This is a genomic window from Streptomyces platensis, assembly GCF_008704855.1.
Classification (GTDB): domain Bacteria; phylum Actinomycetota; class Actinomycetes; order Streptomycetales; family Streptomycetaceae; genus Streptomyces; species Streptomyces platensis.
The window spans coordinates 6,948,373-6,973,365 of sequence record NZ_CP023691.1 but is presented as its reverse complement, the minus strand read 5'-3'; the positions used below and the strand labels follow the sequence as shown (position 1 = coordinate 6,973,365).

At 70.8% G+C, this 24,993-nt stretch carries 27 protein-coding genes; 11 read left to right on the top strand and 16 right to left on the bottom strand.

What is annotated here, in order from left to right; translation table 11 throughout:
- Positions 1-49 precede the first annotated feature (49 nt).
- The 3 genes from rocD (at position 50) to CP981_RS30745 (ending at position 2,969) form a co-directional block, all read left to right on the top strand.
- Entirely contained in the window at positions 50-1,297 is a 1,248-nt protein-coding gene (gene rocD / locus CP981_RS30755) for an ornithine--oxo-acid transaminase (protein ID WP_085927864.1), read from the top strand.
- 209 nt (positions 1,298-1,506) lie between these two features.
- Positions 1,507-2,061 carry a TetR/AcrR family transcriptional regulator gene (locus CP981_RS30750; protein ID WP_085927865.1) on the top strand — a complete coding sequence of 185 codons (555 nt, stop codon included), beginning with the start codon at positions 1,507-1,509 and terminating at the stop codon, positions 2,059-2,061.
- 32 nt (positions 2,062-2,093) lie between these two features.
- The gene (locus CP981_RS30745; RefSeq protein WP_085927866.1) at positions 2,094-2,969 is read left to right on the top strand and encodes a chitosanase; all 876 of its coding nucleotides are present in this window, start codon (positions 2,094-2,096) and stop codon (positions 2,967-2,969) included.
- 127 nt (positions 2,970-3,096) lie between these two features.
- Here CP981_RS30745 and CP981_RS30740 read toward each other — a convergent pair whose 3' ends face one another.
- The 8 genes from CP981_RS30740 to CP981_RS30705 all read right to left on the bottom strand — a co-directional run bounded on the left by CP981_RS30740 (position 3,097) and on the right by CP981_RS30705 (position 9,446).
- Positions 3,097-4,518, bottom strand: coding sequence for a nucleobase:cation symporter-2 family protein (locus CP981_RS30740; RefSeq protein ID WP_085927867.1), 1,422 nt, complete (start codon positions 4,516-4,518; stop codon positions 3,097-3,099).
- Positions 4,519-4,820: 302 nt separating this feature from the next.
- Positions 4,821-6,224 carry an 8-oxoguanine deaminase gene (locus CP981_RS30735; RefSeq protein WP_085927868.1) on the bottom strand — a complete coding sequence of 468 codons (1,404 nt, stop codon included), beginning with the start codon at positions 6,222-6,224 and terminating at the stop codon, positions 4,821-4,823.
- A 45-nt stretch (positions 6,225-6,269) separates the two neighbouring features.
- Positions 6,270-6,563, bottom strand: coding sequence for a hypothetical protein (locus tag CP981_RS30730; protein ID WP_085927869.1), 294 nt, complete (start codon positions 6,561-6,563; stop codon positions 6,270-6,272).
- 85 nt (positions 6,564-6,648) lie between these two features.
- On the bottom strand, positions 6,649-7,620 hold the full coding sequence (gene pucL / locus CP981_RS30725) for a factor-independent urate hydroxylase (RefSeq protein ID WP_085927870.1): 972 nt from the start codon (positions 7,618-7,620) through the stop codon (positions 6,649-6,651).
- Between the two features lie 7 nt (positions 7,621-7,627).
- Complete coding sequence (locus CP981_RS30720) at positions 7,628-8,080, bottom strand: hydroxyisourate hydrolase (RefSeq protein ID WP_085927871.1); 453 nt, start codon at positions 8,078-8,080, stop codon at positions 7,628-7,630.
- A complete protein-coding gene (uraD, locus tag CP981_RS30715; protein ID WP_208853091.1) occupies positions 8,077-8,589 on the bottom strand; it encodes a 2-oxo-4-hydroxy-4-carboxy-5-ureidoimidazoline decarboxylase in 513 nt (170 codons plus the stop codon). Before uraD ends, CP981_RS30720 begins: the two co-directional genes overlap by 4 nt.
- Positions 8,590-8,799: 210 nt before the next feature.
- Positions 8,800-9,180: a helix-turn-helix domain-containing protein gene (locus tag CP981_RS30710; protein WP_085927873.1), complete on the bottom strand. Its 381-nt coding sequence runs from the start codon at positions 9,178-9,180 to the stop codon at positions 8,800-8,802.
- The gene (locus CP981_RS30705; RefSeq protein WP_085927874.1) at positions 9,177-9,446 is read right to left on the bottom strand and encodes a YkoF family thiamine-binding protein; all 270 of its coding nucleotides are present in this window, start codon (positions 9,444-9,446) and stop codon (positions 9,177-9,179) included. Before CP981_RS30705 ends, CP981_RS30710 begins: the two co-directional genes overlap by 4 nt.
- Before the next feature lie 134 nt (positions 9,447-9,580).
- Here CP981_RS30705 and CP981_RS30700 point away from each other — a divergent pair, with 134 nt between their 5' ends.
- The 5 genes from CP981_RS30700 to CP981_RS30680 all read left to right on the top strand — a co-directional run bounded on the left by CP981_RS30700 (position 9,581) and on the right by CP981_RS30680 (position 15,116).
- Positions 9,581-10,423, top strand: coding sequence for a TIM barrel protein (locus CP981_RS30700; RefSeq protein ID WP_085927875.1), 843 nt, complete (start codon positions 9,581-9,583; stop codon positions 10,421-10,423).
- Positions 10,424-10,454: 31 nt separating this feature from the next.
- Positions 10,455-11,351 carry a 2-hydroxy-3-oxopropionate reductase gene (locus CP981_RS30695; protein ID WP_150522376.1) on the top strand — a complete coding sequence of 299 codons (897 nt, stop codon included), beginning with the start codon at positions 10,455-10,457 and terminating at the stop codon, positions 11,349-11,351.
- A gap of 310 nt (positions 11,352-11,661) precedes the next feature.
- On the top strand, positions 11,662-13,119 hold the full coding sequence (locus CP981_RS30690) for a catalase (RefSeq protein ID WP_085923931.1): 1,458 nt from the start codon (positions 11,662-11,664) through the stop codon (positions 13,117-13,119).
- A gap of 462 nt (positions 13,120-13,581) precedes the next feature.
- Positions 13,582-14,367 (top strand): hypothetical protein, encoded by a 786-nt coding sequence (locus CP981_RS30685; RefSeq protein ID WP_085923912.1) that lies wholly within the window; start codon positions 13,582-13,584, stop codon positions 14,365-14,367.
- A 203-nt stretch (positions 14,368-14,570) separates the two neighbouring features.
- On the top strand, positions 14,571-15,116 hold the full coding sequence (locus CP981_RS30680; protein ID WP_085923930.1) for a GNAT family N-acetyltransferase: 546 nt from the start codon (positions 14,571-14,573) through the stop codon (positions 15,114-15,116).
- A gap of 36 nt (positions 15,117-15,152) precedes the next feature.
- Here the strand turns inward: CP981_RS30680 and CP981_RS30675 are convergent, their stop codons facing one another.
- The gene (locus CP981_RS30675; RefSeq protein WP_244329858.1) at positions 15,153-15,761 is read right to left on the bottom strand and encodes a class I SAM-dependent methyltransferase; all 609 of its coding nucleotides are present in this window, start codon (positions 15,759-15,761) and stop codon (positions 15,153-15,155) included.
- 341 nt (positions 15,762-16,102) lie between these two features.
- Between CP981_RS30675 and CP981_RS30670 the strand changes: the two genes are divergently transcribed.
- Positions 16,103-16,483, top strand: coding sequence for an MmcQ/YjbR family DNA-binding protein (locus CP981_RS30670; protein ID WP_085923911.1), 381 nt, complete (start codon positions 16,103-16,105; stop codon positions 16,481-16,483).
- 43 nt (positions 16,484-16,526) lie between these two features.
- Here CP981_RS30670 and CP981_RS30665 read toward each other — a convergent pair whose 3' ends face one another.
- Together CP981_RS30665 and CP981_RS30660 are read right to left on the bottom strand one after the other, a co-directional pair.
- Entirely contained in the window at positions 16,527-16,970 is a 444-nt protein-coding gene (locus tag CP981_RS30665) for an ATP-binding protein (protein ID WP_085923910.1), read from the bottom strand.
- A 238-nt stretch (positions 16,971-17,208) separates the two neighbouring features.
- The gene (locus CP981_RS30660; RefSeq protein ID WP_085923909.1) at positions 17,209-17,847 is read right to left on the bottom strand and encodes a hypothetical protein; all 639 of its coding nucleotides are present in this window, start codon (positions 17,845-17,847) and stop codon (positions 17,209-17,211) included.
- A gap of 352 nt (positions 17,848-18,199) precedes the next feature.
- On the opposite strand from CP981_RS30660, the gene CP981_RS30655 reads away from it, so the two are divergent.
- Positions 18,200-18,721: a methyltransferase family protein gene (locus CP981_RS30655; protein WP_244329857.1), complete on the top strand. Its 522-nt coding sequence runs from the start codon at positions 18,200-18,202 to the stop codon at positions 18,719-18,721.
- 138 nt (positions 18,722-18,859) lie between these two features.
- Here CP981_RS30655 and CP981_RS30650 read toward each other — a convergent pair whose 3' ends face one another.
- Both CP981_RS30650 and CP981_RS30645 read right to left on the bottom strand, forming a co-directional pair.
- A complete protein-coding gene (locus CP981_RS30650; protein WP_085923908.1) occupies positions 18,860-20,494 on the bottom strand; it encodes an AMP-binding protein in 1,635 nt (544 codons plus the stop codon).
- Complete coding sequence (locus CP981_RS30645; protein ID WP_085923907.1) at positions 20,491-22,194, bottom strand: AMP-binding protein; 1,704 nt, start codon at positions 22,192-22,194, stop codon at positions 20,491-20,493. Before CP981_RS30645 ends, CP981_RS30650 begins: the two co-directional genes overlap by 4 nt.
- A 69-nt stretch (positions 22,195-22,263) precedes the next feature.
- Here CP981_RS30645 and CP981_RS30640 point away from each other — a divergent pair, with 69 nt between their 5' ends.
- Positions 22,264-23,133: a helix-turn-helix domain-containing protein gene (locus tag CP981_RS30640; RefSeq protein ID WP_085923906.1), complete on the top strand. Its 870-nt coding sequence runs from the start codon at positions 22,264-22,266 to the stop codon at positions 23,131-23,133.
- A gap of 90 nt (positions 23,134-23,223) precedes the next feature.
- Here CP981_RS30640 and CP981_RS30635 read toward each other — a convergent pair whose 3' ends face one another.
- The 3 genes from CP981_RS30635 to CP981_RS30625 all read right to left on the bottom strand — a co-directional run bounded on the left by CP981_RS30635 (position 23,224) and on the right by CP981_RS30625 (position 24,970).
- Positions 23,224-23,520 carry a hypothetical protein gene (locus CP981_RS30635; protein WP_085923905.1) on the bottom strand — a complete coding sequence of 99 codons (297 nt, stop codon included), beginning with the start codon at positions 23,518-23,520 and terminating at the stop codon, positions 23,224-23,226.
- A 164-nt stretch (positions 23,521-23,684) separates the two neighbouring features.
- Complete coding sequence (gene dmpI, locus CP981_RS30630; protein ID WP_280117071.1) at positions 23,685-23,915, bottom strand: 4-oxalocrotonate tautomerase DmpI; 231 nt, start codon at positions 23,913-23,915, stop codon at positions 23,685-23,687.
- 125 nt (positions 23,916-24,040) lie between these two features.
- On the bottom strand, positions 24,041-24,970 hold the full coding sequence (locus tag CP981_RS30625; RefSeq protein ID WP_085923904.1) for a LysR family transcriptional regulator: 930 nt from the start codon (positions 24,968-24,970) through the stop codon (positions 24,041-24,043).
- Positions 24,971-24,993 lie beyond the last annotated feature (23 nt).

Sequence of the window (24,993 nt, the reverse complement as noted above, 5' to 3'; positions counted from 1 at the left end):
TTCCACATCCCCTCCCGCACCCGCACCACTCAGGAACGAGGCACCACCCATGACCACCACCGGCACCACCGGCGACCTCCCGCTCGCACCCGACGCCCGGCAGCACCTCGACCTCGCCGAGACCGCCACCGCCCGCAACTACCAGCCGCTGCCGGTGGTTCTCACCTCCGGCCAGGGCGCATGGGTGACCGATGTCGGCGGCCGCCGCTACCTGGACTGCCTGGCCGGCTACTCGGCGCTCAACTTCGGCCACGGCCACCCCCGGCTGCTGGCCGCGGCCCGGGAACAGCTCGAACGGCTCACTCTCACCAGCCGCGCCTTCCACAACGACCGGCTCGGCCCGTTCTGCCGGGACCTCGCCGAACTCGCCGGGATGGACCTGGTCCTGCCGATGAACACCGGCGCCGAGGCCGTGGAGACCGCCCTGAAGGTGGCCAGGAAGTGGGGCTACGAGGTCAAGGGCGTGCCCGCGGACCGCGCCAACATCATCGTCGCCGACGGCAACTTCCACGGGCGTACCACCACGATCGTGAGCTTCTCCTCGGACCCCGTCGCGCGGGACGGCTTCGGCCCGTTCACGCCCGGCTTCCGCTCCGTGCCCTACGGGGACGCCGACGCGCTGGCGGCCGCGGTCGACGAGCACACCGTGGCGGTGCTGCTCGAACCGATCCAGGGCGAGGCGGGCGTGGTGATCCCGCCGCAGGGGTACCTGCCGGCCGTGCGCGAGCTGTGCACCCGGGAGAACGTCCTCTTCGTGGCCGACGAGATCCAGTCCGGTCTCGGCCGCACCGGCACCACCTTCGCCTGCGAAGCGGAAGGCGTCACCCCGGATCTGTACATCCTGGGCAAGGCCCTCGGCGGTGGCATCGTGCCCGTCTCTGCCGTGGTCGGCCGTCGCGAGACCCTCGGTGTCATCCGGCCCGGCAACCACGGCTCGACCTTCGGCGGCAATCCGCTGGCCGCCGCCGTCGGACACGCCGTCGTCGAGCTGCTGCGGACCGGCGAATACCAGGCGCGGGCCACCCGGCTCGGCGAACAGCACCGCAAGCGGCTCGAAGGACTCATAGGCCACGGTGTCCGCGCTGTCCGCAGCCGCGGGCTCTGGAGCGGGATCGACATCGACCCGCAGCTGATGTCCGGGCGCGAGGCCTGCGAACGGCTCCTGGCCAGGGGCATCCTCGCCAAGGACACCCATGGCTCCACGATCCGCCTCGCCCCGCCCCTGGTCATCGCGGCCGACGAACTCGACTGGATGGCGGAGCAGCTCGCGGAGGTGCTCGCCGCGCCCAGCGCCTGAGGCGATCCGCCCGGCGGCGCTCAGCCCAGCCGACCGCCCACCGTCACCGCGGTCCGCAGCGCGGCGTTCCGCAGGCCGGGCAGCCGCCGGGCGCGGGCGCGGGCCGGACAGCGCCGTACGGCGGTGTCCGAGTCATGGCGGCACGGTACTGTGTCCGTAGTAGATTGGCACTACAAACATAGTAAAAGCGCACGATGAAGGGCGTTCGGGTGGCACGACGGCGGGATCAGGTGCTGGACGCGGGGATCCAGGTACTGGGGAGCGAGGGGGCGCGGCGGCTGACGTACCAGGCCGTCGATGCCGCGGCAGGCGTCCCGTCCGGCACCACCTCCAACTACTTCCGCAACCGGGCGGCCCTGATCGACGGCATAGTCGACCACCTCCAGGTCCTGGAGCGCCGCGACTGGGAGGACTTCGCCGCGGCCGCCCGCCCGGCCGACGCCGGCGAACTCGCCGACACCGTCACCCGGTTCCTCCAGTACGCGACCGGACCCGAGCGGGCCAGGACCGCCGCCCGCTTCGCGCTCTACCTGGAGGCCACCGCCCGGCCCGAACTCCGCCCGGCGCTCACCCGCGGCCGGGAGACCGTCATCGGCTGGGGAGCGGAGTGGCTACAGCACTTCGGCTCGCCGGACCCGCACCGGCACTGCGAGATCCTCTTCGACTACATGGACGGCGCCGCCTTCCACCAACTCGCCTTCCCCGCCGAGGACTTCGACCCGGGGCCAGGCATCCGCGAACTGCTGCGCGGGCTGCTGGACTGAACCCGCACCGCCCGCTCCGACCGGAGGACGCCATGCGCACCCGACTGAAAGGCCGGGCCGTGCCCGGAGCCACCACCGCCCGCCTCGCCCTGGGCCTCGTTCTGCTCACCGTGGCCACCGCCGGCGCCTGCACGGTCCCGCCGGATGCCCCGCCCCGTACGGCCCCGGGCCACCACGTCCGGCACACGGCGCGCGCGGCGACGGGCCTGGACGACCCGGCGAAGAAGGAGATCGCCATGCAGCTGGTCTCCAGTGCGGAGAACTCCTCCCTGGACTGGCGGGCCCAGTATCAGTACATCGAGGACATCGGTGACGGCCGGGGCTACACCGGCGGCATCATCGGCTTCACGTCCGGGACGCACGACATGCTCGAACTCGTCGAGCTCTACACCCACCGCAAGCCGGACAACGTCCTGGCCGGGTACCTCCCCGCCCTGCGTGCGGTGGACGGCGGCGACTCGCACGAGGGCCTGGACCCCGGCTTCCCCAAGGCGTGGAAGAAGGCCGCCCGGGACCCCGCGTTCCGGAAGGCCCAGAACGATGAGCGGGACCGGCTGTACTTCCGTCCCGCGGTCGAGCGGGGCAAGGCGGACGGCATCGGGGCACTGGGCCAGTTCGCGTACTACGACGCGCTCGTGGTGCACGGCGAGGGCGACGACCCGACCGGCTTCCCCGCCATCCGCAAGCGGGCCCTGGCCAAGGCCGAGCCGCCGTCCCGGGGCGGCGACGAGAAGACCTACCTCAACGCCTTCCTCGACGCCCGGGTGTGGGCGATGCGGCAGGAGGAGGCGCACAGTGACACCAGCCGGATCGACACCGCGCAGCGGGTGTTCCTGAAGGACGGCAACCTGGATCTGCACACCCCGCTGAACTGGAAGGTCTACGGGGAGCGTTACCACCTCGGCTGACCTCCCGGGCCGCCCGCACCGCCACCGGGACCGCCACATGCACCGGGCCCTCCACGTGCACCGCGCCCGACGGCCCGTAGGGAAGCGCCGGATGCCGCTCCCCTACGGGCCGTCGGGCCGCCCGGCGTCAGTGGGCGGGCGCCGCCGCGGGCGCCGGGTCGCCATGCCCCACCGCCACCGGACCGTCCGCCGTGGTCGCGTCCCCGGCATCCCCGTCCGCCGTCTTCCGGCCGAAGTGGTTGAAGGCGAGGTTGAGGGCGATGGCGACCAGACAGCCGGTGCTGATGCCGGAGTCCAGGACGACCAGCAGGTCCTTGGGGAGGTGGTGGTAGAAGTCCGGGGCGGCGATCGGGATCAGGCCGATGCCGACGGCCGCCGCGACGATCAGGGCGTTGTCCCCCTTCTCCATCGCGGCGGAGGCCAGCGTCTGGATGCCGCTGGCGGCCACCGAGCCGAAGAGCACGATGCCGGCGCCACCGAGGACCGGCAGCGGAACCAGCGAGATGACCGAGGCGGCCACCGGGCACAGGCCGAGCACGATCAGGATCAGACCGCCGGTCGCCACGACGAAGCGGCTGCGCACCTTGGTCATCGCGACCAGGCCGATGTTCTGGGCGAAGGCGCTGTTGGCGAAGCCGTTGAACAGCGGGCTGAGGGCGGTGCCGAGGGTGTCGGCCCGCAGTCCGCCCTCGATGGTGCGCTCGTCCGCCGGGCGGCCGACGATCCTGCCCAGGGCGAGCATGTCGGCGGTCGACTCGGTCATACAGACCAGCATCACGATGCACATACTGACGATCGCGGCGATGTCGAACTGCGGAGCACCGAAGTGGAACGGCGTCGGGAAGCCGACCAGTGACGCCTGGGAGAGCGCGGAGAAGTGGGTGATGCCGACGGGTATCGCGATCAGGGTGCCGGCGATCAGCCCGAGCAGGATCGCGATCTGCTGGAGGAAGCCGCGCAGCACCCGGCGCAGCACCAGCACGATCACGAAGGTCAGCGCGGCCATCCCGATATTCGTCAGCGAACCGTAGTCCGGGGCCCGGTCGTTGCCGCCCTGGGACCAGTTGAAGGCCACCGGCAGCAGCGAGACGCCGATCAGGGTGATGACGGTGCCGGTGACCACCGGCGGGAAGAACCGCACGAGCTTGGAGAAGTAGGGCGCGACGAGGAACCCCAGTACACCGGCGACGATCACCGCGCCGAAGATGACCGGGAGGGCGTCGCCGGGGCTCTGGGCCTTGCCGATGGCGACCATCGGTGTGACACCGGCGAACGAGACACCGTTGACGAACGGGAGCTTGGCGCCGACCTTCCAGAAGCCCAGGGTCTGGAGGAGGGTGGCGATCCCCGCGGTGAAGAGGCTGGCGCCCATCAGGAAGGCGGTCTCGGTGGCGCTCAGCCCGCAGGCCGGGCCCACGATCATCGGTGGGGCCACCACACCCGCGTACATCGCGGCCACATGCTGGAGGCCGCTGGTGAACATCTTGAAGGGCGGGAGGGTCTCATCGACCGGATGTTTCCGGTCCCCCTCCGACTGCTGCCCGGTCATTGCGGCCACTGCGGGCCTCCTTCGTTTTCTGCGTCGCCGGGGGCCGGCGAGGCGAGGCTGTCACGGAGGGCGTGCGATGTGGTGCGTACTGCGGGAAGTCGCCTGGTGAGCGTGGTGGGCCGGGCGCGCTTGTGACGCGTGGACGGTGGTGGCCGGGCCAACCGGCCCCGGGGGTACGGGAGTTCCCGTACCCCCGGGGGCCGGCGCTTGTGGATCCCGCTCGGATCCACAAGCCCGGCCGGGAGCCGTCCCTCCCGGCCGAGTCAGGGGTGTGCGCCGGTCGTGTGACCGCGCCGTGGGGGTCAGCCCTCGGCGGCGATCCGGGCCAGACGCTGGGCCTCCGCCCGCGCGGTGCGGGCGATGGCGTCCTCGTCGACGTTGCTGAGGTGGTTGTCCTCGACGACCGGCCGGCCGCCGACGAGGGAGAGGGTGACCGGCGCTGCGGCGCCGAAGACCAGCGCGGTGACCGGGTCGGCGATGGAGGAGTGGCCGAGGCCGTCCAGCTTCCAGAGCACCAGGTCGGCGAGCTTGCCGGCTTCCAGTGAGCCGATCTCGGCGGTCCGGCCGAGGACCTGCGCACCGCCGTAGGTGCCGAGCCGCAGCGCCTTGCGGGCGTTGAGGGCGGCCTCCTTGTGGGCGCCGAGGCGGTTGATCAGCAGCGCGTTGCGCAGCTCGGTGTGGAGTTCGCCGGACTCGTTGGAGGCGGTGCCGTCGACGCCGAGGCCGACCGGGACACCGGCCGCGAGCAGGTCCGGGACGCGGGCGATACCGGCCGCGAGGCGGGCGTTGGAGGACGGACAGTGCGCGACGCCGGTGCCGGTGCGGGCGAAGGCGGCGATGTCGGAGTCGTTCATGTGGACGCAGTGCGCCATCCACACGTCGTCACCGAGCCAGCCGGTCGACTCGAAGTAGTCGGTCGGGCCCATACCGAACAGCTCGTGGCAGAACTTCTCCTCCTCCACGGTCTCCGAGCCGTGGGTGTGCATCCGTACGCCCTTACGGCGGGCCAGCTCGGCGCCCTGCCGCATGAGTTCGGTGGAGACGGAGAACGGCGAGCAGGGCGCGGCGGCGATCTGCACCATCGAGCCGAAGGAGGCGTCGTGGTGGGTGTCGATGGCCTCCTCGGTCGCCAGCAGGGCACCCTCGGTGGTCTCGACGGCGAAGTCCGGGGGCAGCCCGCCGTCCTTCTCGCTGCGGTCCATGGAGCCGCGGGCCAGGGTGATCCGGGCGCCGATCTCCGCGGCGGCGGCGAGCTCCGCGCCGACGAGGTCGCCGGAGCCCCGGGGGAAGACATAGTGGTGGTCGGAGGCGGTGGTGACACCGCCCCTGACCATCATGCCGAGCGAGCCCTGGGTGGCCGCGGCGAGCATCGGGGCGTCGATCCGGGCCCAGGTGGGGTAGAGCGCGACCAGCCAGTTGAACAGGTTGTGGTCGGTGGCCAGGCCCCGGGTGAGCCACTGGTAGAAGTGGTGATGGGTGTTGATCAGGCCAGGGGTGACCAGATGTCCGGTGCCGTCGATCCGGCGGACCACGTTCGCCAGCCCCTCGGGGGCCTTGCCCGCGCCCAGCGACTCGATGACCTGGTCCGCGACGACCACATGGCCGGTGGCGTACTCGGTGTCGTGGGCGTCGACGGTCGCGATGGCGCAGTTCTCGATGACGAGGCGCTGCGTCGCCGCGCTGTCAGGGGATGCCGGTGCAGCCATGGTGCGGTTCCTTCTTTCGGTACTGGCGGTGGGCACGGCATGGCCCTAGGGGATTTGAGTGCCGGAGCCGGACGAGGCGGCTGACAGGACCGCTGCCCGTGGGCTGCTCCGGGTGCCGAGAGGGTGGAAGAACAGATTGCGCACGACCGCGGTCAGGGCTCCGGCGCTGATCAGAACGGGGTGGGCAGCGCGACGACGGGGGCCGGGCGCAGCCCCACCGGCGTACATGGCCGCGATGTGCTGGAGCGCGGTCGGGACGAGCCGTCTGACCACCGGCTTCTCGTCCACCGGAGGGACCGGGGACGGGGGGTGGTACGGGTCGTGCGAGTGCTGTGCCATGGGTCGTCCCCCTCAGGATGTGCGTTCCCCTCCCCGCTGCGGGGTGGGGAGGGGAACGCACGGCACGGCGTTGCGTCGGAGCCGCTCAGAGGTTCGTCAGATCCACCGGGATCTTGGGCTCGACACCGTCGCGCAGAACAGTGGCTTCGATCAGGCCGTACGGGCGGTCCGCCGCGTAGTAGACCTCATTGTCGTTCTTGAGCCCGAACGGCTCCAGATCCACCAGGAAGTGGTGCTTGTTCGGGAGCGAGAAGCGGATCTCGTCGATCTCGGAACGGTGATTGATGACGCGCGACCCCATTTGGTACAGGGTCTGCTGGAGCGAGAGGCTGTAGGTCTCCGCGAAGGCCTCCAGCATGTGCTTCCTGACCTGCTCGTACGAACGCTCCCAGTTCGGCATCCGCTGCTCGTCGTCGGTCCAGTTGAACCGCCAGCGGCCGGACACCTCGGTGGCGAGGATGCGGTCGTAGGCCTCCTTGAGGGTCGTGTACTTGTCCTTGATGTAGCCCCAGAACTCCGAGTTGGTGGAGTTCATCACCACCAGGTCCTTGAGCCCGGAGATGACCTGCCACTGCTCACCGTCGTAGGTGATCTCGGTCAGCCGGGTCTCCTGGCCCTTGCGGACGAAGGAGTGCCGGACCTCGTCGGCGCCGATGAAGCGGGAGTTGGCGTCGGAGCCGGCGATCCGCTCCCAGGCGTACTCCTCGATCCGGATGCGGGCCCGGTGGATCGGCTCCTGGCTGGTGACGAAGTGCCGGGCCAGGTGGATGCCGAACTGCTCGGCGGACTCGATCCCGTGCTCCTTGGCGAAGGCGTACACGGTGTTCTTGGTCGTGTCCGTCGGCAGGCAGTGGGCGTTGGAGCCGGAGAGGTGGACCTCTTCCAGGTCGCCGGAGAGCGACACGGAGACGTTCAGGTCCTTGATGTGGTGGGTGTCGCCGTCCCGGGTGATCTTGACGACGCGGTTTTCTGCTTTGCCGTACTGGTTCTGGCCGAGCATCACAGGGCGGGCCGGGCGGGAATCGGCAGCGCGGGCCGGGCGGGAATGGGCAGTCATGTCGGTGCTAGCTCCCTCGGTATACGGAGTAGCCGAACGGGTTGAGCAGCAGCGGTACGTGATAGTGCTCGCCCGGCTGGACGGCAAAGGTGATTGCCACCTCCGGGAAGAACGCGCCGCTGTCCCTTACGCGGGGGGCGTCCTGCTGTTCCTCGGCTTGCTGGTCTGAAGCGCGGTGCTGGTCTGAAGCGCGGTGCTGGTCTGAAGCGCGGTGCTGGTTCGAAACGAAGTACTCCTCGACGGCGAAGTCGAGGCGTACATGGGTGGTGCCGGCCGGCAGGTCCGGCAGGTCCTTGCAGCGTCCGTCCGCGTCGGTGGTGGACGCGCCGTGGGCGGTCCAGGCGCCGTCGCTGCCGGAGCGCACCGAGAGTGTGAGGGCGACGCCCTCCGCGGGGCGGCCCACGCTGGTGTCCAGGATGTGGGTGGACACCGACGTCGGTGCGGCCGTCTCGCTGCTCATGCTGCGTCTCCTTCTGCGTGCTCCGCGATACGGGTCAGACGAATGCGGTTGATCTTGCCGAGTTCGGCACGAACGATCTCTCGTTCCCGTTCCGGCGTGTTGCCGATCCGGTGCCGGACCGCGTCCCGCATCTGCTCTCCGGTGCGGCCGGAGGCGCAGATCAGGAAGACATGCCCGAACTTCTCCTGGTAGGCCAGGTTGAGTTCGAGCAGCTCCGCCTTGAGCGCGTCGGAGGCGCCCGCCATACCGCTCTGCTCGCGGTGTGAGGTCGGGTCGCCGGGCTTCGGCCGGCCGATGGGCGGGTGCCCGGCCATCGCCTCGGCCAGATCCGCCGCGGTCAGATCAGCCATGGCGGCGTCGTTCGCGGCGAACAGGGCGTCGGTGGTGGCGTAGGGGCGCCGGGCGAGTATCCGCTCGCCCCATGCCCGGCTCGCGCACACCTCGTGCAGCGTGGTACGCGCCGTGGCGTCATCCGCGGCGTTGAATCGGGTGAGCCCCGCCGGGGGCACGGGGGTGTCCCCCGTCGAGCGTGGTGAACTCGAAGACACGGGAAGCCTCCGTGGCCTGGTGGTGCTGGACAGCTCTGCTTGGCTGGAAACAGCTAAGACCCCCGGCAACAACACGTCAACACTTTGTTGAAAACTTGGCGCACAAAAGCCGCCGTCCGGTGCTGCGGGACGGCGGCTGCGGCGGCCGGGCGGGGCCGTGACCGGCTACCCTCAGTCGGCGCCCTTCGCGGCATTCTCCCTGTTCAGGTAGTTGTACACGGTGAAGCGACTCACCCCGAGCGCGCTGGCGACCGTCTCCACGCCGTGCCGGACCGAGAAGGCACCGCGGGACTCCAGAATGCGCACGACGGACTGCTTGGTCTTGCGGTCCAGCTCCGCCAGCGGCACCCCGTGCCGACGCTGGAGCTCGGCGAGGATGTGGTCGAGCGAGTCCGACAGATGCGGGAGCCGTACGGCCACCCGGTCCTGCCCCTCCCAGGTCAGGACGACGTCGTCACCCTCGGCCAGGTCCGGCGCGACCATCTGGCCACCCATCGCGTCGATCAGCGGCTTGACCGCCTGGACGAAGGGGTGGTCGGCGGGATCGGTCATGTCGCGTCCCCCTCGCCCGGGCCGGTCTCGCCGATGACATTGACCTGCAGGGACACCCGGGTGGCACCCGCTTGCAGGGATTCGCGCAGCAGCGCGGCCACCGCACCGAGCACCTGCTCGGCGCCCCCCTCGGCCGTATTGCCGAACGGCCCGACGTCCACGGCGTCCAGCTCGGCACCCGTGACGACATCCCGCGCCACCACCGCATGCGCCGGCGCCTCGTCCAGGTCGAACGGCTCCGTTGTGAACTCCACTCTCAATCGCACGCCGCTCAACCTACGCGCGGTTCGGCCCGGCCACCAGAAATTGCCGCGGGGCCCCCTTGACAGCCTCCGAGCCCGCCAGGCAGTGTTCCATTAAGTAGAAAAACAGTTCCACTATCCGGAAGGGCGCCGCCGTTATGGGTTTCCCGGACACGCGCTTCAACGTCAATCTGTCGATCCTGTTCACCGAGCTTCCGCTGCTGGAGCGGCCGGCGGCCGCGCGGGCGGCAGGCTTCACCGCCGTGGAGCTGTGGTGGCCGTGGGTGGACGCCCCGGTACCGGAGCGGGCGGAGCTGGACGCACTGCGCGACGCGCTCAACGACGCGGGGACCCGGCTCGTGGGGCTGAACTTCTACGCCGGACAGCTGCCGGGCCCGGACCGCGGCGCGCTGTCCGTTCCCGGTGAGGAGTCGGCGAGGTTCCGGGCGAATGTGCCGGTGGCGGTGGAGTTCGCCCGCTCGCTGGGCTGCACCACGTTCAACGCCCTGTACGGCAACCGCGTCGAGGGTGTGGACGCGGCCGAGCAGGACCGGCTGGCGCTGGAGAACCTCACGTACGCCGCGCGGGCCGTGGCGGAGGTGAACGGGACACTGCTGATCGAGGCGCTCAACGCGCCCGAGTCGCCGAACTGCCCGATCGTCTCGGCGCCGAAGGCGATCGAGGTCGTGGACGCGGTGAACGCGGCGACGGGCCTGGACAACGCCCGTTTCCTGATGGACCTCTACCACCTGTCGATGAACGGTGAGGACCTGGACGAGGTCATCGACCGCTACACCGCCCGGACCGCGCATGTGCAGATCGCCGACAACCCCGGCCGCGGCGCGCCCGGCACCGGTGACCTCGACCTCGCCGGCCTGCTCGACCGCCTCCTCAAGGCCGGTTACGACGGCTGGGTCGGCCTGGAGTACAAGCCCGGCGACGGCCCGAGCGCCGAGGCCTTCGGCTGGCTCCCGGCCGACCGGCGCGCGGCGCACTCCTGACACCTCGCAAGCGCTCCGAAAGAGGCACCGCATGAGCAATCTTCCCAAGGTCGCGTGGATCGGTCTGGGCATCATGGGCTCGCCCATGGCCGAGAACCTGATCAAGGCCGGTTACCCGGTGACCGGCTACACCCTGGAGGCCGACAAGCTGGAGCGGCTGGCCAAGAACGGCGGAAGCGTGGCCGGCTCGATCGCCGAGGCGGTCGCCGACGCCGACGTCATCATCACCATGGTCCCCGCCTCCCCCCAGGTCGAGGCCATCGCCTACGGACCCGACGGCATCCTGGCCCACGCCCGGCGCGGGGCCCTGCTGATCGACATGTCCTCGATCACCCCGCAGACCTCCATCGACCTCGCCCACGCCGCCGCCGACAAGGGCATCCGGGTCCTGGACGCCCCCGTCTCCGGCGGCGAAGCCGGCGCCATCGAAGCGGTCCTGTCCATCATGGCCGGCGGCGACCAGACCGACTTCGACGCCGCCCGCCCCCTCCTGGAAGCCCTCGGCAACACCATCGTGCGCTGCGGCCCGCACGGCTCCGGACAGACCGTCAAGGCCGCCAACCAGCTCATCGTCGCCGTCAACATCCAGGCCTGCGCCGAAGCCGTCGTCTTCCTGGAGAAGTCCGGCGTCGACCTGAGCGCCGCCCTCGACGTCCTGGGCGGCGGACTGGCCGGCTCCACCGTCCTGGCCCGCAAGAAGGACAACTTCACCACCCGCGACTTCCGCCCCGGCTTCCGCATCGACCTCCACCACAAGGACATGGGCATCGTCACCGACGCCGCCCGCACGGTCGGCGCCGCCCTCCCCGTCGGCAGCGTCGTCGCCCAACTCATCGCCTCCCTCCGCGCCCAGGGCGACGGCGGCCTCGACCACTCCGCCCTCCTGCGCGGCGTCGAACGCCTCTCCGGACACACCACCGGCAACTGAGTCCACGGCGGCGCAGCGGGCCCCCGCCTCGGGGGCCCTGCCCGCCGGCCCATAAGGAAGCCGTCCCCGCGCGGCTACCCGGCCCCTGGAGGCCCGGGTCTCCCTGACGCTTCCCCTCCGCTTCCGGGCGGCGGCCGCGCCGACACTTGTCCTGTCGCGCCCAGGCGTGGCCGCCGTCCGGAACACCCCTGGGCACTTCCAGGTTGTTTCAACAAACTGTTGACGTTTGGTCGGAGCGCTTCTTACGCTCCGACATGCGGAAGCCAAACTCCGCGCTCTCGTACGGAAGGTCACCATGTCGAAGCCCACGCTGACGGCGCGCTTTCTCACTACGGAGGCTGGCGCCCCCGTCGCCGACAACCAGAACTCCGCCACCGCCGGCGTCGGCGGCCCGATCGTCCTCCAGGACCAGCATCTGCTGGAGAAGCTCGCCCGCTTCAACCGCGAGCGCATCCCGGAGCGTGTGGTGCACGCCCGTGGCTCCGGGGCGTACGGCTACTTCGAGGTGACCGACGACGTCACCGGCTTCACCCACGCCGGCTTCCTCGACACCGTCGGCAAGCGGACCGAGACGTTCATCCGCTTCTCGACCGTCGCCGACAGCCTCGGCGGCCCGGACGCGGCCCGTGACCCGCGCGGCTTCGCCCTGAAGTTCTACACCGAGGAGGGCAACTACGACCTCGTCGGCAACAACACCCCGGTATTCTTCATCAAGGACCCGATCAAGTTCCCCGACTTCATCCACTCCCAGAAGCGCGACCCCTTCACGGGCAAGCAGGAGCCGGACAACGTCTGGGACTTCTGGGCGCACTCCCCCGAGGCGACCCACCAGATCACCTGGCTCATGGGCGACCGCGGCATCCCGGCCTCCTACCGCCACATGAACGGCTACGGCTCGCACACCTACCAGTGGACGAACGCCGAGGGTGAGGCCTTCTTCGTCAAGTACCACTTCAAGACCAACCAGGGCATCCGCTGCCTGGACGCCGAACAGGGCGCCGAGCTGTCCGGCACCGACCCCAACAGCCACCAGACCGATCTGCTCCAGTCCATCGAGCGCGGCGTGTACCCCTCCTGGACGCTGTATGTGCAGATCATGCCGGCGGCCGAGGCGGCCGACTACCGCTTCAACCCGTTCGACCTGACCAAGGTGTGGCCGCACAGCGACTACCCGCTTCAGCGCGTGGGCCGCCTGGTCCTGGACCGCAACCCCGACAACGTCTTCGCCGAGGTCGAGCAGTCCGCGTTCTCCCCGAACAACTTCGTGCCGGGCATCGGCCCGTCCCCGGACAAGATGCTCCAGGGCCGACTGTTCGCCTACGCCGACGCCCACCGCTACCGCCTGGGCGTCAACCACACCCAGCTGCCGGTGAACGCCCCCAAGGCGACCGAGGCCGCCAACTACGGCCGGGACGGCCTCATGGCGACCAACGGCTACGACCGGTACGCCAAGAACTACGAGCCCAACTCCTACAGCGGGCCGGTGCAGACCGGCCGGCCGCTCTCCGCCCCGCTCGCCGTCGCCGGCCACGTCGGCACCCACGAGGCGCCCGCGCACACCAAGGACGACGACTTCTTCCAGGCCGGTGAGCTCTACCGGCTGATGTCGGAGGACGAGAAGAAGCGCCTGGTGGACAACATCGCCGGCGGTCTCTCCCAGGTCAGCCGCGACGATGTGATCGAGAAGAACCTCGCCCACTTCCACGCCGCCGACCCGGACTACGGCAAGCGCGTCGAGGCCAGGGTCAACGAGCTGCGCGAGGACTGACGGGAGGTCAGTTCCTCGTGCATCCGTACCAGCGGCCCGTTGAGGGGTGGTCGCCGGTACGGAGAAGGGGAGCGAGCTCCGCGGCATACGGGAGCACGCAGTGCGGTGGCAGCGCTCGCCCGACAGGAAGGGCGAGCCCGCTCCCCCGCCGCGGAGCCCGCCTCCTCCACCCCCGGACTCCGTCCGGCGGTGCGATGTCCCGTCGCGCCCGATGGCCCGCGCTGCCGGACGGAAACCACCACAGGGCCCGGCCTCCGTACGGTCACGGACGCCGGGCCCTGTCGCGCGGCGGCGAGCCATGCACGCCGCGCCGCGCTCCCTCCGTGCGCCCTGACTCCCCGGCGTTCTCCCCCACTCCGCACTCACCGCCGCAATTCGGCCCCCGGCACCCGGCTTTGGAGGGACCATGGGGGGCAGCAGCAGATCCGACCTGTCTGCCGCCCGACCTGCCAGGAGCCGACCATGGCCGACAGCGTGCCGGTGCGGTGCCCCACGTGCCGCCGCGAGAACGCCTTCACCCCGCCCACCTTCCCGTGCGCCTGCGGGGCCCCGCTCACCATGCCCGTACTGCGCGGCGGGATTCCCGTCGAGATACTCCACCGCACCTGGCAGGCCTCCTGGGTGGAGGTGCGCTGCGAGGTCTGCGGCCGACAGGACGAGTGGCCGGCCCCGGAGTCCGGCTGCGCCTGCGGCACGGTCGTCCGGGTCCCGGTCGTCCCCGCGCCGGTCCCACCACCGCCGAATTTCCCCTCCCCCGGCCCACCGCCACCGAGGCGCGGACCGGCCCCCGCTCCTGATCCCGCTGCTGCCCCCTCTCCCCCTTCTGCTTCCGCTTCCGGGACGCCGCGCCCCGCCCTGCGCCCGGCGTTCCGCCCGGTCACCATCCGCACGGCCCGCGACTGTGTCACCGCCGCCCAGCAGTATCTGAAGTGGCTGGGTTACGCCGATGCCGCCCGGACCCAGGAGCGCACCGCCTCCGGCGTGGACCTCCGCGGTACGGGCGTGGTCGCCCAGGTCGACCCGACCACCCGCGCCACCCAGCTGCGCGAGATCGAATGCGTCTGGCTCAACGGCCTCAACGCCTCGGCCATCGCGGTCTTCTTCTCCCTCGCCGGCTATGCCCGCGACGCCCGCTCCCGCGCCGACGACCTGCACATCCCGCTGTTCGTCATGGACCTCACCGGCACCCCGCAGCCGGTCAACGACCCGGCCGACGAACTGATCAAGTACGGGGCGGCGGGGCGGTGATGCTGTCGCGCGGTGGCGCCGGGTGGCCCGGGACTCACCACCGCCGACTGAGCGGCCGGACAGGTGAGGGCCGACGGCTGGGCAGTTGGGCAGGCAAGGACCGAGGCGGCTGGGCGGCTGGGACCGATGACTGGGCGGCTCACAGCAAGCAGTACGGAAATTCGCTCGCCTCCCCCGCCCGGACCGGCGACACTGACCCCGTGCTGCTCATCCATGCCCCCTCCCTCGCCGAGCTGCCCACCCTGCGCAGCATCGAGCTCGCGTCCGGTACGGCATTCCGCGGGCTCGGCATGGCGGCGATCGCGGACGCCGAACCACCGTCCCTCGCACAGCTGACGGCGTTCCAGCGCGCGGGCCGGGCACTGGTGGCGTACGAGGAACCAGGCGAGGCGGCGGCCCCCCACTCCACCGGACAGCCACTCGGCTTTCTGCTCTGGGAGCCGGTCGACGGCTGCACCCACATCGAGCAGGTCTCGGTCCACCCGCAGCACGCCCACCGCCGCATCGGCCGGGCGCTGATCGACCGGGCGGAACGCGCGGGCGGCCCGGCCCCGCTCACCCTGACCACCTTCGCCGAGGTTCCCTGGAACGCGCCGTACTACGCCCGGCTCGGATTCCGGACCCTCACCGATACCGAACTCACCCCGGGCCTGCGGGCAATCCGCGCCCACGAGGCGGCACTGGGACTCGACCACTGGCCGAGGGTGTGCATGAGGCGAGAGGCCGGCGGGGCGGGCAGCGGAACGTGAGCGCTGCGACTGCCCGCCCCCGGGCAACGTCGCCGCTCAGGCGACCCTCCCGGACGCCGTGACCACGCGGCTCCGCATCCACGGGCCACCCCACCACATGCGCCAGCCCAGCGAGCGGACACCGAGCCCACTGACCGGCAGCTCTCCCAGGACGTCCCGGTAAAGGACCACGGAGCGCCCGATGTCCACGATCACCAGCCGTCCCCCGGGGCGCAGTACGCGTACCGCCTCGGCGAGGGCCCGGCGCCGCCCTCCCGCATCCTTGATGTTGTGGATGGCCAGGCTGGAGAGCACGACATCGAACTCGCCGTCACCGAAGGGCAGGTCCCGCAGGTCACCGGTGTGCAGCTCCACCCGGTCGTGGACCCCCTCAGCCTCCGCATTGCGCGAGGTGACGCTCCGGGCGTTGCCCGACTGGTCAACCCCACGCCACAAGTCCACGCCCACGGCCCGGCCCTCCGGAAGCCGCCGTGCGCCGGCCAGCAACACGGCCCCACGCCCGCACCCGAGATCCAGCAGCCGCTCATCGCCCCGCAGCTCCAACTCGTCCAGCAGCCCCTCCCACACCGTGAACTTTCCGCGCCGCGTGGCATGCGCGTACAGCACGAAGGCGACGGCCATCACCAGCGCGCACAGAAACGGCACCCAGGCCCACCCCATCCCAGGCCCCAAAAGCGTGCCGATCACCGCCAGGGACGACCCCACGGCTCCGCAGGCAAGGCCGAACAAGGCGTACGGGGCGTCGACGCCATATGCCCCTCGCCGTCGCTCCTGCCCTCCGTCAACTCCACTCAGCACAATGAGTCCCCCCTCAAGGATCACGACGAAATGCCAAAGTATTCCGGCGAGTTGACATCCTGCGCGATTGGCGCGCCCAATCGGCCATTCCGGTCACTGTTCCCCACAGGCCGCAGGCCGAGACCGCTCGCCGCAGGTATTGCGAACGCCCCCTCAGCCATGACAGCCCCACCGGCCATACTGGCGGAATGATCGACGCGAATGCTCTGCGGGCCGCCTGCCTGGACTTCAATGGCGCGGTCGAGGAGTTCCCCTTCCCCCGGCACCCGGACGTGTCCACCTTCAAGGTCGGCGGAAAGATCTTCGCACTCACGACCCTCACGGATGCGCCGCTCACCGTGAGCCTCAAATGCGACCCCGAACTGGCAGAACGACTGCGCGCCACACACCCCGAGGTGGTCCCCGGCTACCACCTCAACAAGCGCCACTGGAACACCGTTTCGCTGACCGGCGCCCTCCCCGACCAACTCATCCTCGACATGATCGAGGACTCCTACGACCTCGTGGTCGCTTCGCTTCCCCGCGCTCAGCGCTTGCTGCTCGACTGGCCGGGCGAGCGGCGGCCCTGACAGCCAACGCCGACGCGCACGGGCACCGTGGGGCCTCCGCTCATCAGGACTTCCAAGCTCCGTCAACAGAGAACGAGACCATCGTCCCGCCATAGCGACTGGGCCCGGCACTCCAGCAGTCAGCCAACGCATCGACAAGATGCAGGCCCCTGCCATGCGCTTCATCGGCGGCAGCCTCGCGCATGCGGACCTTCGCGGGAAACCCGGGATTGTGCACATCTACCCGCAGTGCTTCACCGACACGCCACCACTCCACGCGCACCCGCCAGGAGTCCTCCGCCTCTCCGTAGAGAACAGCGTTGGTCACCAGCTCGGAGATCATCAATACGCATTCGTCCACCGAGCAGGCCAGCTCATGCGGATCTGTGAACTTTCTGAACCAACGCCGAGCCCGCGCCACGGACTCGGGCACCGGGTACAAGGTCATGGCGCCGATGTACACGGACTCAACCCCCGACCCCTCAGGGCCTCCGATGACGTCGCTCATTCCATCCTACTCCCTACCGGTGCCGCCGCAGTCCAGACAGCGCCGCTTGGACGTAGCACGGGCGCGAGCGTCAGCCGCGGCGGCCGCCAAGGCTGAGCGGGAGCCGACCCGCTTTGGTGATTGTGGATCAGGCAACTCGGAGCAATTGGCAATATCTGTGGACCGGTTGGCTTTGCGGACGCCGTGTGCGGCCACCGCGTAGTAACGCGGTGGCCGCATGGTTCCCGCAGCCGGCCGGTTACCTCCGCTCGGGCCGCAGCAGAACCTCGCTGCCGACGGGCGTGAATCCGCAGGCGAGGAAGGCGCGCAGGGAGCGGGCGTTGCCCGGGGAAACGGCGGCGAAGACCGGTTCGCCTTCCGGGAGCAGGGAGAGGGCATCGGCGAGGAGCGACCGCCCATGCCCTCGGCCGCTGTCCTGGGTGCGGTCGAGTTCGATACTCAGCTCACGCCGCCCAGCAAGGCCGTCGGCCAGGGTGATGAGGCCACGTTCGTCACCGTAGACCTGGACGTTTGTCCGCAGCCACCGGGCATGGCGGACACGTGGATGGTCGTCTGCGTCGGTCAGCTCCGCCAGGCGCGGGCGGCCGCCGGTGCCGCGGACCGTGAGGATGGCGTCGGTGACGCCGATCCAGCCCTTGGGCCCGGCGAGGTGGCGCAGGAAGTCCGCAGAGAGCGACTCGCCGAAACCGTCTGGGCCCTGGGCGTATACGGCTTGCTCGGTCATGGCGGTGGCCACGACGGCGTGTCCGGTAAAGGCGACCGAGCATTCGAGCGCCCCGGGCAGGGGCGGCAGCACCGTCACCCGGCCGTCGACCGGCGGGAAGCGATTGTCGGCGGCGTCCATGAAGAAGGTCAGGAGCGGGTGTGATCCACGCACGGTTGGCCATCTCCGTGTTGAGGAAGTCCAGTAGCGGGTAATTGTCGCGTTCTATGGCCATCACGGGATCATTCGGGAAGGTACGCCCTTCGTGCGTCTCCCCGACACCGATCCGCAGGTCTTGAGCATTGCTCCGGTTGTTGAGGAGCCCGTCAAACCTGGGGGGTGGAGAGTGTGGTTCCACCCGTGGGTGGTGGTGCGCCCGTGGGCGCGCGGAGGAGGCTCGGCGTATGGGCTTTCTGCATTCGGCGGCCGTTGCCGTCACTGACGTCTGCGTCGTGGTCTTTCTCGTGGCCTGGCTCGTGGGGGCGGTCTACTTCGGTGCGAAGGGCGGAAGGGGCCGGCCGGGTGGGTGCGTGGGCTGCCGGGCACGCTGCCCGGACGGGTTCCGGTGATGGTGGGCGCGGGTGCGTTCTGGGTGCGGGTCGGCTGCGCTCCGCCGTCGTTCTGGCGCCATCTCCAGTACTGGCAGCCCGAGCTCGCGGTCCTGGGGGCACTGCTCGCCGTCGCCTCCACGGCGTTGTTGCTGCGGGCCCGTTGGACTCTGGGGGTGATGTGGGCCAGCGTTCCGCTGGTGCAGGAGCGGCATGAGCTGCGTACCGACGGTCCCTACGGGCTGGTTCGCCACCCCATCTACACCGGTCTCCTCGGCCTGATCGTCGGTGGCATGCTGGCGTGCGGCTTCGGTGTCTGGATCGCCTATCTGGCGGTTGCCGTCCCGTGGCTGTTGCGCCGGGTGCGGGTCGAAGACGGTCTGATGGCTGGGAAGTTCGGCGCTTCGTACGCTGCCTACGGCGCTTGCGTCCCGGCGCTGATCCCGTGGACGCGTCCCGCCCGGGTAGGTCTCCGCCGCGCCAGCGGGGAGTGTCGGTAGTGCGGGGTGGCCACGCGCGGCGGGGCGGAGGGGAGCCGGGCGGGACGCGGATACCCGGCCCCTTACGCTCGCCGACGGGCGCGCCGCCCTCGCCCGGTCGCCGGGCGCGGATTCATATCCGTACGTGCCCAAGCGTCATCACCGTACCCGCCCCAGCTCCCCCGCCAGCCGCTCGCGCAGCTCCACCTTGCGGACCTTGCCGCTGACGGTCATCGGGAAGGTGTCCAGGATCTCCAGGTAGCGGGGCACCTTGTAGTGGGCGAGGTGGGATCGGCAATAGGCGGCCAGCTCGTCGAGGGTGAGCGGGTCTTCGGGGTCGCGGAGGATGACGCAGGCGGCGATCTCCTCGCCGTACTTCTCGTCGGGGACGCCGACGACCTGGACGTCGGCGATCTTGGGGTGGGAGTAGAGGAACTCCTCGATCTCGCGCGGGTAGACGTTCTCACCGCCCCTGATGATCATGTCCTTGATGCGGCCGACGATCCGGACGTAGCCGTCGTCGTTCATCACCGCGAGATCGCCGGTGTGCATCCACCGGGCCGGGTCGATGACCTCGGCGGTGCGCTCGGGTTCCGCCCAGTAGCCGGGCATCACGCTGTAGCCGCGGGTGCGCAGTTCGCCGGGGGTGCCGCGGGGCACGGTCACCCCGCTCGCCGGATCGGCGACCTTCACTTCGATGTGCGGCAGCACCCGGCCGACGGTCGCGGTGCGGTGGGCGAGGTCGTCGTCGCGGCGGGTCTGGGTGGAGACCGGTGAGGTCTCGGTCATGCCGTAGCAGATGGAGACCTCGGTCATATGCATCTCGGCGACCACCCGCTTCATCACCTCCTCGGGGCACGGGGAGCCCGCCATGATGCCCGTACGGAGGGAGCTGAGGTCGTAGGAGGCGAAGTCGGGGTGGTTGAGCTCGGCGATGAACATGGTGGGGACGCCGTAGAGGGAGGTGCAGCGTTCGTCCTGCACGGCCTGGAGGGTGGCGGCGGCGTCGAAGGCGGGGGCCGGGATGACGATGCAGGCGCCGTGCGAGGTGGCGCCGAGGTTGCCCATGACCATGCCGAAGCAGTGGTAGAAGGGCACCGGCAGACACACCCGGTCGTGTTCGGTGTAGGCGAGGGTCTCGCCGACCCAGTAGCCGTTGTTGAGGATGTTGTGGTGGGAGAGGGTGGCGCCCTTGGGGAAGCCGGTGGTGCCCGAGGTGTACTGGATGTTGACCGGATCGTCGGCGGTCAGCTCCGCTTCGCAGGCGGTGAGCCGCTGCGGCGGGACGCCGGCACCGGCGGCCAGCAGTTCGCCCCAGGTGTCGTCGCCCAGGTAGATCACCTCGCGCAGCGCCGGGCTCTCGGCGCGTACCTGCTCGATCATCCCGCGGTAGTCGCTGGTCTTGTGGTGGGTCGCGGACACCAGGACGCCGATACCGGCCTGCCGCAGGACGTAGCCCAACTCATGGACGCGGTAGGCGGGGTTGACATTGACGAGGATCGCGCCGATCCGGGCGGTGGCGAACTGGACGAGGACCCACTCGGCGCAGTTGGGCGCCCAGATGCCGACCCGGTCGCCCTTGGTGACGCCCTTGGCGAGCAGCCCGAGCGCCACCTCGTCGACCGCGCGGCCCAGTTCGGCGTAGGTCCAGCGGCGGCCGCTCGCCACCTCGACCAGCGCCTCGCGGTCGCCGAACCGGGCGATGGTGCGGGCCAGATCGGTGCCGATGGTGTGGCCGAGCAGCGGCCGGTCGGCGGTCCCGCAGGCGTACGACAGCTCCTGCTGCTGGCTCATCGGTGGTTCTCCTCCCAGTACTCGGCGCCGCCGTCGCCCTGCGCGGTGCGCTCACGCAGCTCGATACGGCGGATCTTGCCGGAGACGGTCTTCGGCAGGTCGGCGAACTCCAGCCGCCGGATGCGCTTGTAGGGGGCCAGCACCTCGCGGGAGTGCTCGAAGATCAGCCTCGCGGTCTCCGGGCCGGGCGACCACCCGGCCGCCAGCACCACATACGCCTTGGGGACCGCCAGCCGCAGCGGGTCGGGGGCCGGCACCACGGCGGCCTCGGCGACCGCCTCGTGCTCCAGCAGGGCGCTCTCCAGCTCGAACGGGGAGATCTTGTAGTCGGACGCCTTGAAGACGTCGTCGGCGCGTCCGATGTAGGTGATCCAGCCGTCGCGGTCACGGCTGCCGATGTCGCCGGTGCGGTAGTAGCCGTCGGCCATCGCCTCCGCGGTGCGTGCCGGGTCCCCGTGATAGCCGGTCATCAGGCCGACCGGCCGGGTGGACAGGTCGAGGGCGATCTCCCCCTCGTCGCCCGGTGCGCCGCTGACCGGGTCGAGGAGGACGACGTCGAAGCCGGGGGTGGGGCGGCCCATGGAGCCCGGCTTGACGGTCTGACCAGGGGTGTTGGCCACCTGGACGGCGGTCTCGGTCTGTCCGAAGCCGTCCCGGATGGTGACGCCCCAGGACTGCCGCACCTGCTCGATGATCTCCGGGTTGAGCGGTTCACCGGCCGCGACGATCTCCCGCGGCGGCCGGCGGAGCGCGGACAGATCGGCCTGGATGAGCATCCGCCAGACGGTCGGCGGGGCGCAGAAGCTGGTGACGCGGGCCCGGTCCATCTCCGCCATCAGCCGGGCCGCGTCGAAGCGGGTGTAGTTGTGGATGAAGACGGTGGCCTCGGCGTTCCACGGCGCGAAGAGATTGGACCAGGCGTGCTTGGCCCATCCGGGCGAGGAGATGTTGAGATGCACATCGCCGGGCCGCAGACCGATCCAGTACATCGTCGCGAGATGCCCGACGGGGTACGAGGCGTGGGTGTGCTCGACGAGCTTGGGGCGGGCGGTGGTGCCGGAGGTGAAGTAGAGCATCAGGGCGTCGTCCGCCCGGGTGGGCCCGCCCGGCTCGAAGGTCTCGGGGCTGTCGTACGCCTCCTCGTACGCCAGCCAGCCGTCCGGCGCACCGCCGACCGCGATCCGGGTGTAGTCGCCCGCCACGTCGGCGAACTTCCCGGTGTCCGCGGCCCGTACGAGTACATGCCGGGCCCGGCCGCGGTCGATCCGGTCCGCGAGGTCGGCGCGGCCCAGCAGCGGGGTCGCGGGGATCACGACGGCACGCAGCTTCATCGCGGCCAGTGCGGTCTCCCACAGCTCCGCCTGGTTGCCCAGCATCACCACGATGCGGTCGCCGGCCCGTACCCCGTGGGCGGACAGCCAGTTCGCTGCCTGGTCGGAGCGGCGGCGCAGGGCGTCGAAGCTCAGCCGGGTCTCGCTGCCGTCCTCCTCGACGATGTGCAGCGCGGTGCGGTCATTGCCGTGGGCGATGGTGTCGAACCAGTCCAGCGCCCAGTTGAAGTGCTCCGGGCGGGGCCAGTGGAACGCCGCGCGGGCCGCGGCATAGTCCTCCCGGTGCCGCAGCAGCAGATCCCGTGCCGCCCGGAACTCCTCGGTGGCGGCCGGTGCGCGACCCGTCGCACCGGATTCCGTGTCCGTCATATGTCCTCCTCATTGCCGCACCGCTAGCTGCCATCGTGTAATCAGGGGCCCAGGTCTCACCACCCCCGAATGGGGGGAAGCGGAGGTTTCGGCGTGCGGCGCGAGCCGGGGGCGAACGAGACGGTGGACGTACGGGCGGCGCTGTCGCGGCTGCGGCGGGACAGCGGGCTGCCGGTGGCGTTCGGCGGTCTGCGGGCCGGTGCGGGGTGCTATCGCATCAATGAGCTGGCCGGTACGGAGACCGCGGTGCTGCGCGGCCTGGACATCGTGCGGGGCAACGGGCTGGGCGGGAAGGCCGTGGCACTGTCCCGCCCGCTCGCGGTGACCGACTACAGCGCCTCATCGGTGATCAGCCATGAGTACGACGCGGCGGTGGCCGCCGAGGGGCTGCGCTCGGTGCTCGCCGTACCGGTGATCGTCCGGCGCCGGGTGCGCGGCGTGCTGTACGGGGCGCTGCGCCGCCCGGTACGGCTCGGCGACCGCCCGCTCTCGGCGGCCATGGAGGTGGCACGGGAACTGGAGCAGGCCCTACTGCTCCAGGACGAGGCCGCACGGCTGCTGTCCGTGTCACGCCAACCCACCGCCGACGACCCGGCCCGCTGGGAAGAGGTCCGCGAGGCACACGGCGAGCTGCGCGGCCTGGCCCAGCAGGTCGGCGACCCCCTGCTGCGACAGCAGCTCCTGGCGGCATGCGGACGCCTCGTGACGGCCTCCTCCCCTCGCCCCGGCACGGACGGCCCGGCCCCCGCCCTCGCACCACGCGAACTGGACGTACTGGCCTGCGTCGCGTCCGGCGCCACCAACGCGGAGGTGGCGGAGCGCCTGGGCCTCCGCCCGGAAACCGTGAAGAGCTATCTCCGCTCCGTCATGCGGAAGCTGGGCGCCCACACCCGCCTCCAGGCGGTAATCGCGGCGCGGCGGGTGGGGGTGCTGCCGTAGGGCGGGCGGGGGGTACGTGATGGGCAGGCGCGGGCGGATCACATTATGGTCGGGCGGCCGGCAGCAACTTGCCAAGGTTCATGTCCGGCGTCACGCCACGATCAACCGGTGGACGACCGCACAACCGGCCACCATCAGAACGGCCATCACCCAGGCAGCACTGGTCCACGCCACCCCTCTTCTAACGGCGCCTACGCACTCGACCAGAGCGATCACGGAAGCCAGCAGGCCGATGCCGCCGACCACTGCCGCGGTCACATACGCCCACGTCCGGTCCCCCAGGGTGTGCAACAGCAGCAGGGCGACAGCGAGCGGGACCACCGGCCAGGCTTCGCCTCGGACGGAGTCTTTGGTCTCGGGCCGTGCGAGAGGAGAACTGTCGCTCATGTCTTCCTTGGGGCTTTGAAGGTGCGATGTCGACGAGGCAGTCTCATACGGAAGAGCGGCCGGCGGAACAGTGAATCCCGCCAGCCGCTCCTCACCTTCGGTGGTCCCGCAGCGTCCAGGCGGTCCGGCCCTCCCCCGTGAAGGCCGGCCCGCCCACCCAGCGGCTACTTGTCGGCGGTCAGGGTGCCCGCCGCGCCCCAGCTGTCGGTGGGGACTTCCTGGATCCAGACCGTCACGGTCTCGGCGGGGATGCGGTACGCGTCCACGAACGCGTCGGTGATCTGCTTGACGAGCTCCCGCTTCAGCTCGACGCTGCGCGGGCCCTGCTGCACGGTGACTGTGGGCATGGTGGAACTCCCTTGCGGAGAAAGGCCGTTGGGTAGGCGAGAACGCAGAGGTTCACGGCGCTACCCGGCCTGGGGTTCCCGGGTTTTCCCCGGGTTTCCGGTGGTTGACCGGCGTGACCTCAGTCCATCGCGAACGGCCCGTGCGACCAAGAAGCGGATCGTGCACACAGCGATCACCGATCGAGATCGAGCGCCTCGCTCCCGTCCGGCGCCGCACAGGCCCGCAGCAGCGGATCCACCCCGGCGGGCGGGTCGGTCCACCGCACCGCGAGGGAGGTGGTGAGCTCCATGCCCGGGTCGCGGAACGGGCGGAAGGCGACCCGGGGAGTGCTCAGCCGGCGGGCGTGCGAGGCATAGACGACGGTCCACAGTCCGTCCGCCGGGCCGCGGGCGCCGATCGCGGTCAGGGTGTCGTCCAACGAGCCATAGGCGGGGCCCGGTACGGGGACGAAGCCGGCGTCGTGGCAAGCGTTGACGACCAGGTCGACCAGGGCCCGGTTGTTGCGGCGCGCGGTCAGCACCAGCGGGAGGGGCCCGAGGTCGGCGAGCGCGACCGGGCCGGGTGCGGCCGCCATGGGATGCCGGGCCGGGACGACCGCCACCAGCGGGTCCTGCCACAGCGGGACGAAGCGCAGCCCGTCCCGGCCGGTGTCATCCGGCTCACCACGGAGGAACGCGGCGTCCAGCTCCCCGGCCACCACCCGGTCGAGCCGGTCCCGGGCCCGTACGGCCACCAGCTCCACCCGGGTCTCCGGGGCGAGCCGGGCCAGTGTGTCCAGCACCCGGTCCAGGTGGGCGCCCAGACCCGTGCTCGTCCCCAGGCGCAGGGTGGCACCCCGTCCGCCGGTCAGCTCGGCGACGGCGGCACGGGCCCGCTCCTCGGCGGCGAGCAGCGCCCGCGCCTCCGGCAGGAACCGCTCGCCGACAGCCGTCAGCCGCACCTGGCGGGCCGACCGGTCGAACAGCTCGGCCTTCAACTCCCGCTCCAGCCGCCGGATCTGCTGGCTCACCGCCGACTGGACGATATGCAGCCGCTCCGCCGCCCGCCCGAAATGCAGCTCCTGCGCCACCGTGACGAAGTACCGCACCTGCCGCAGCTCCACACCTCTCCCCTCACGGCCGGCCC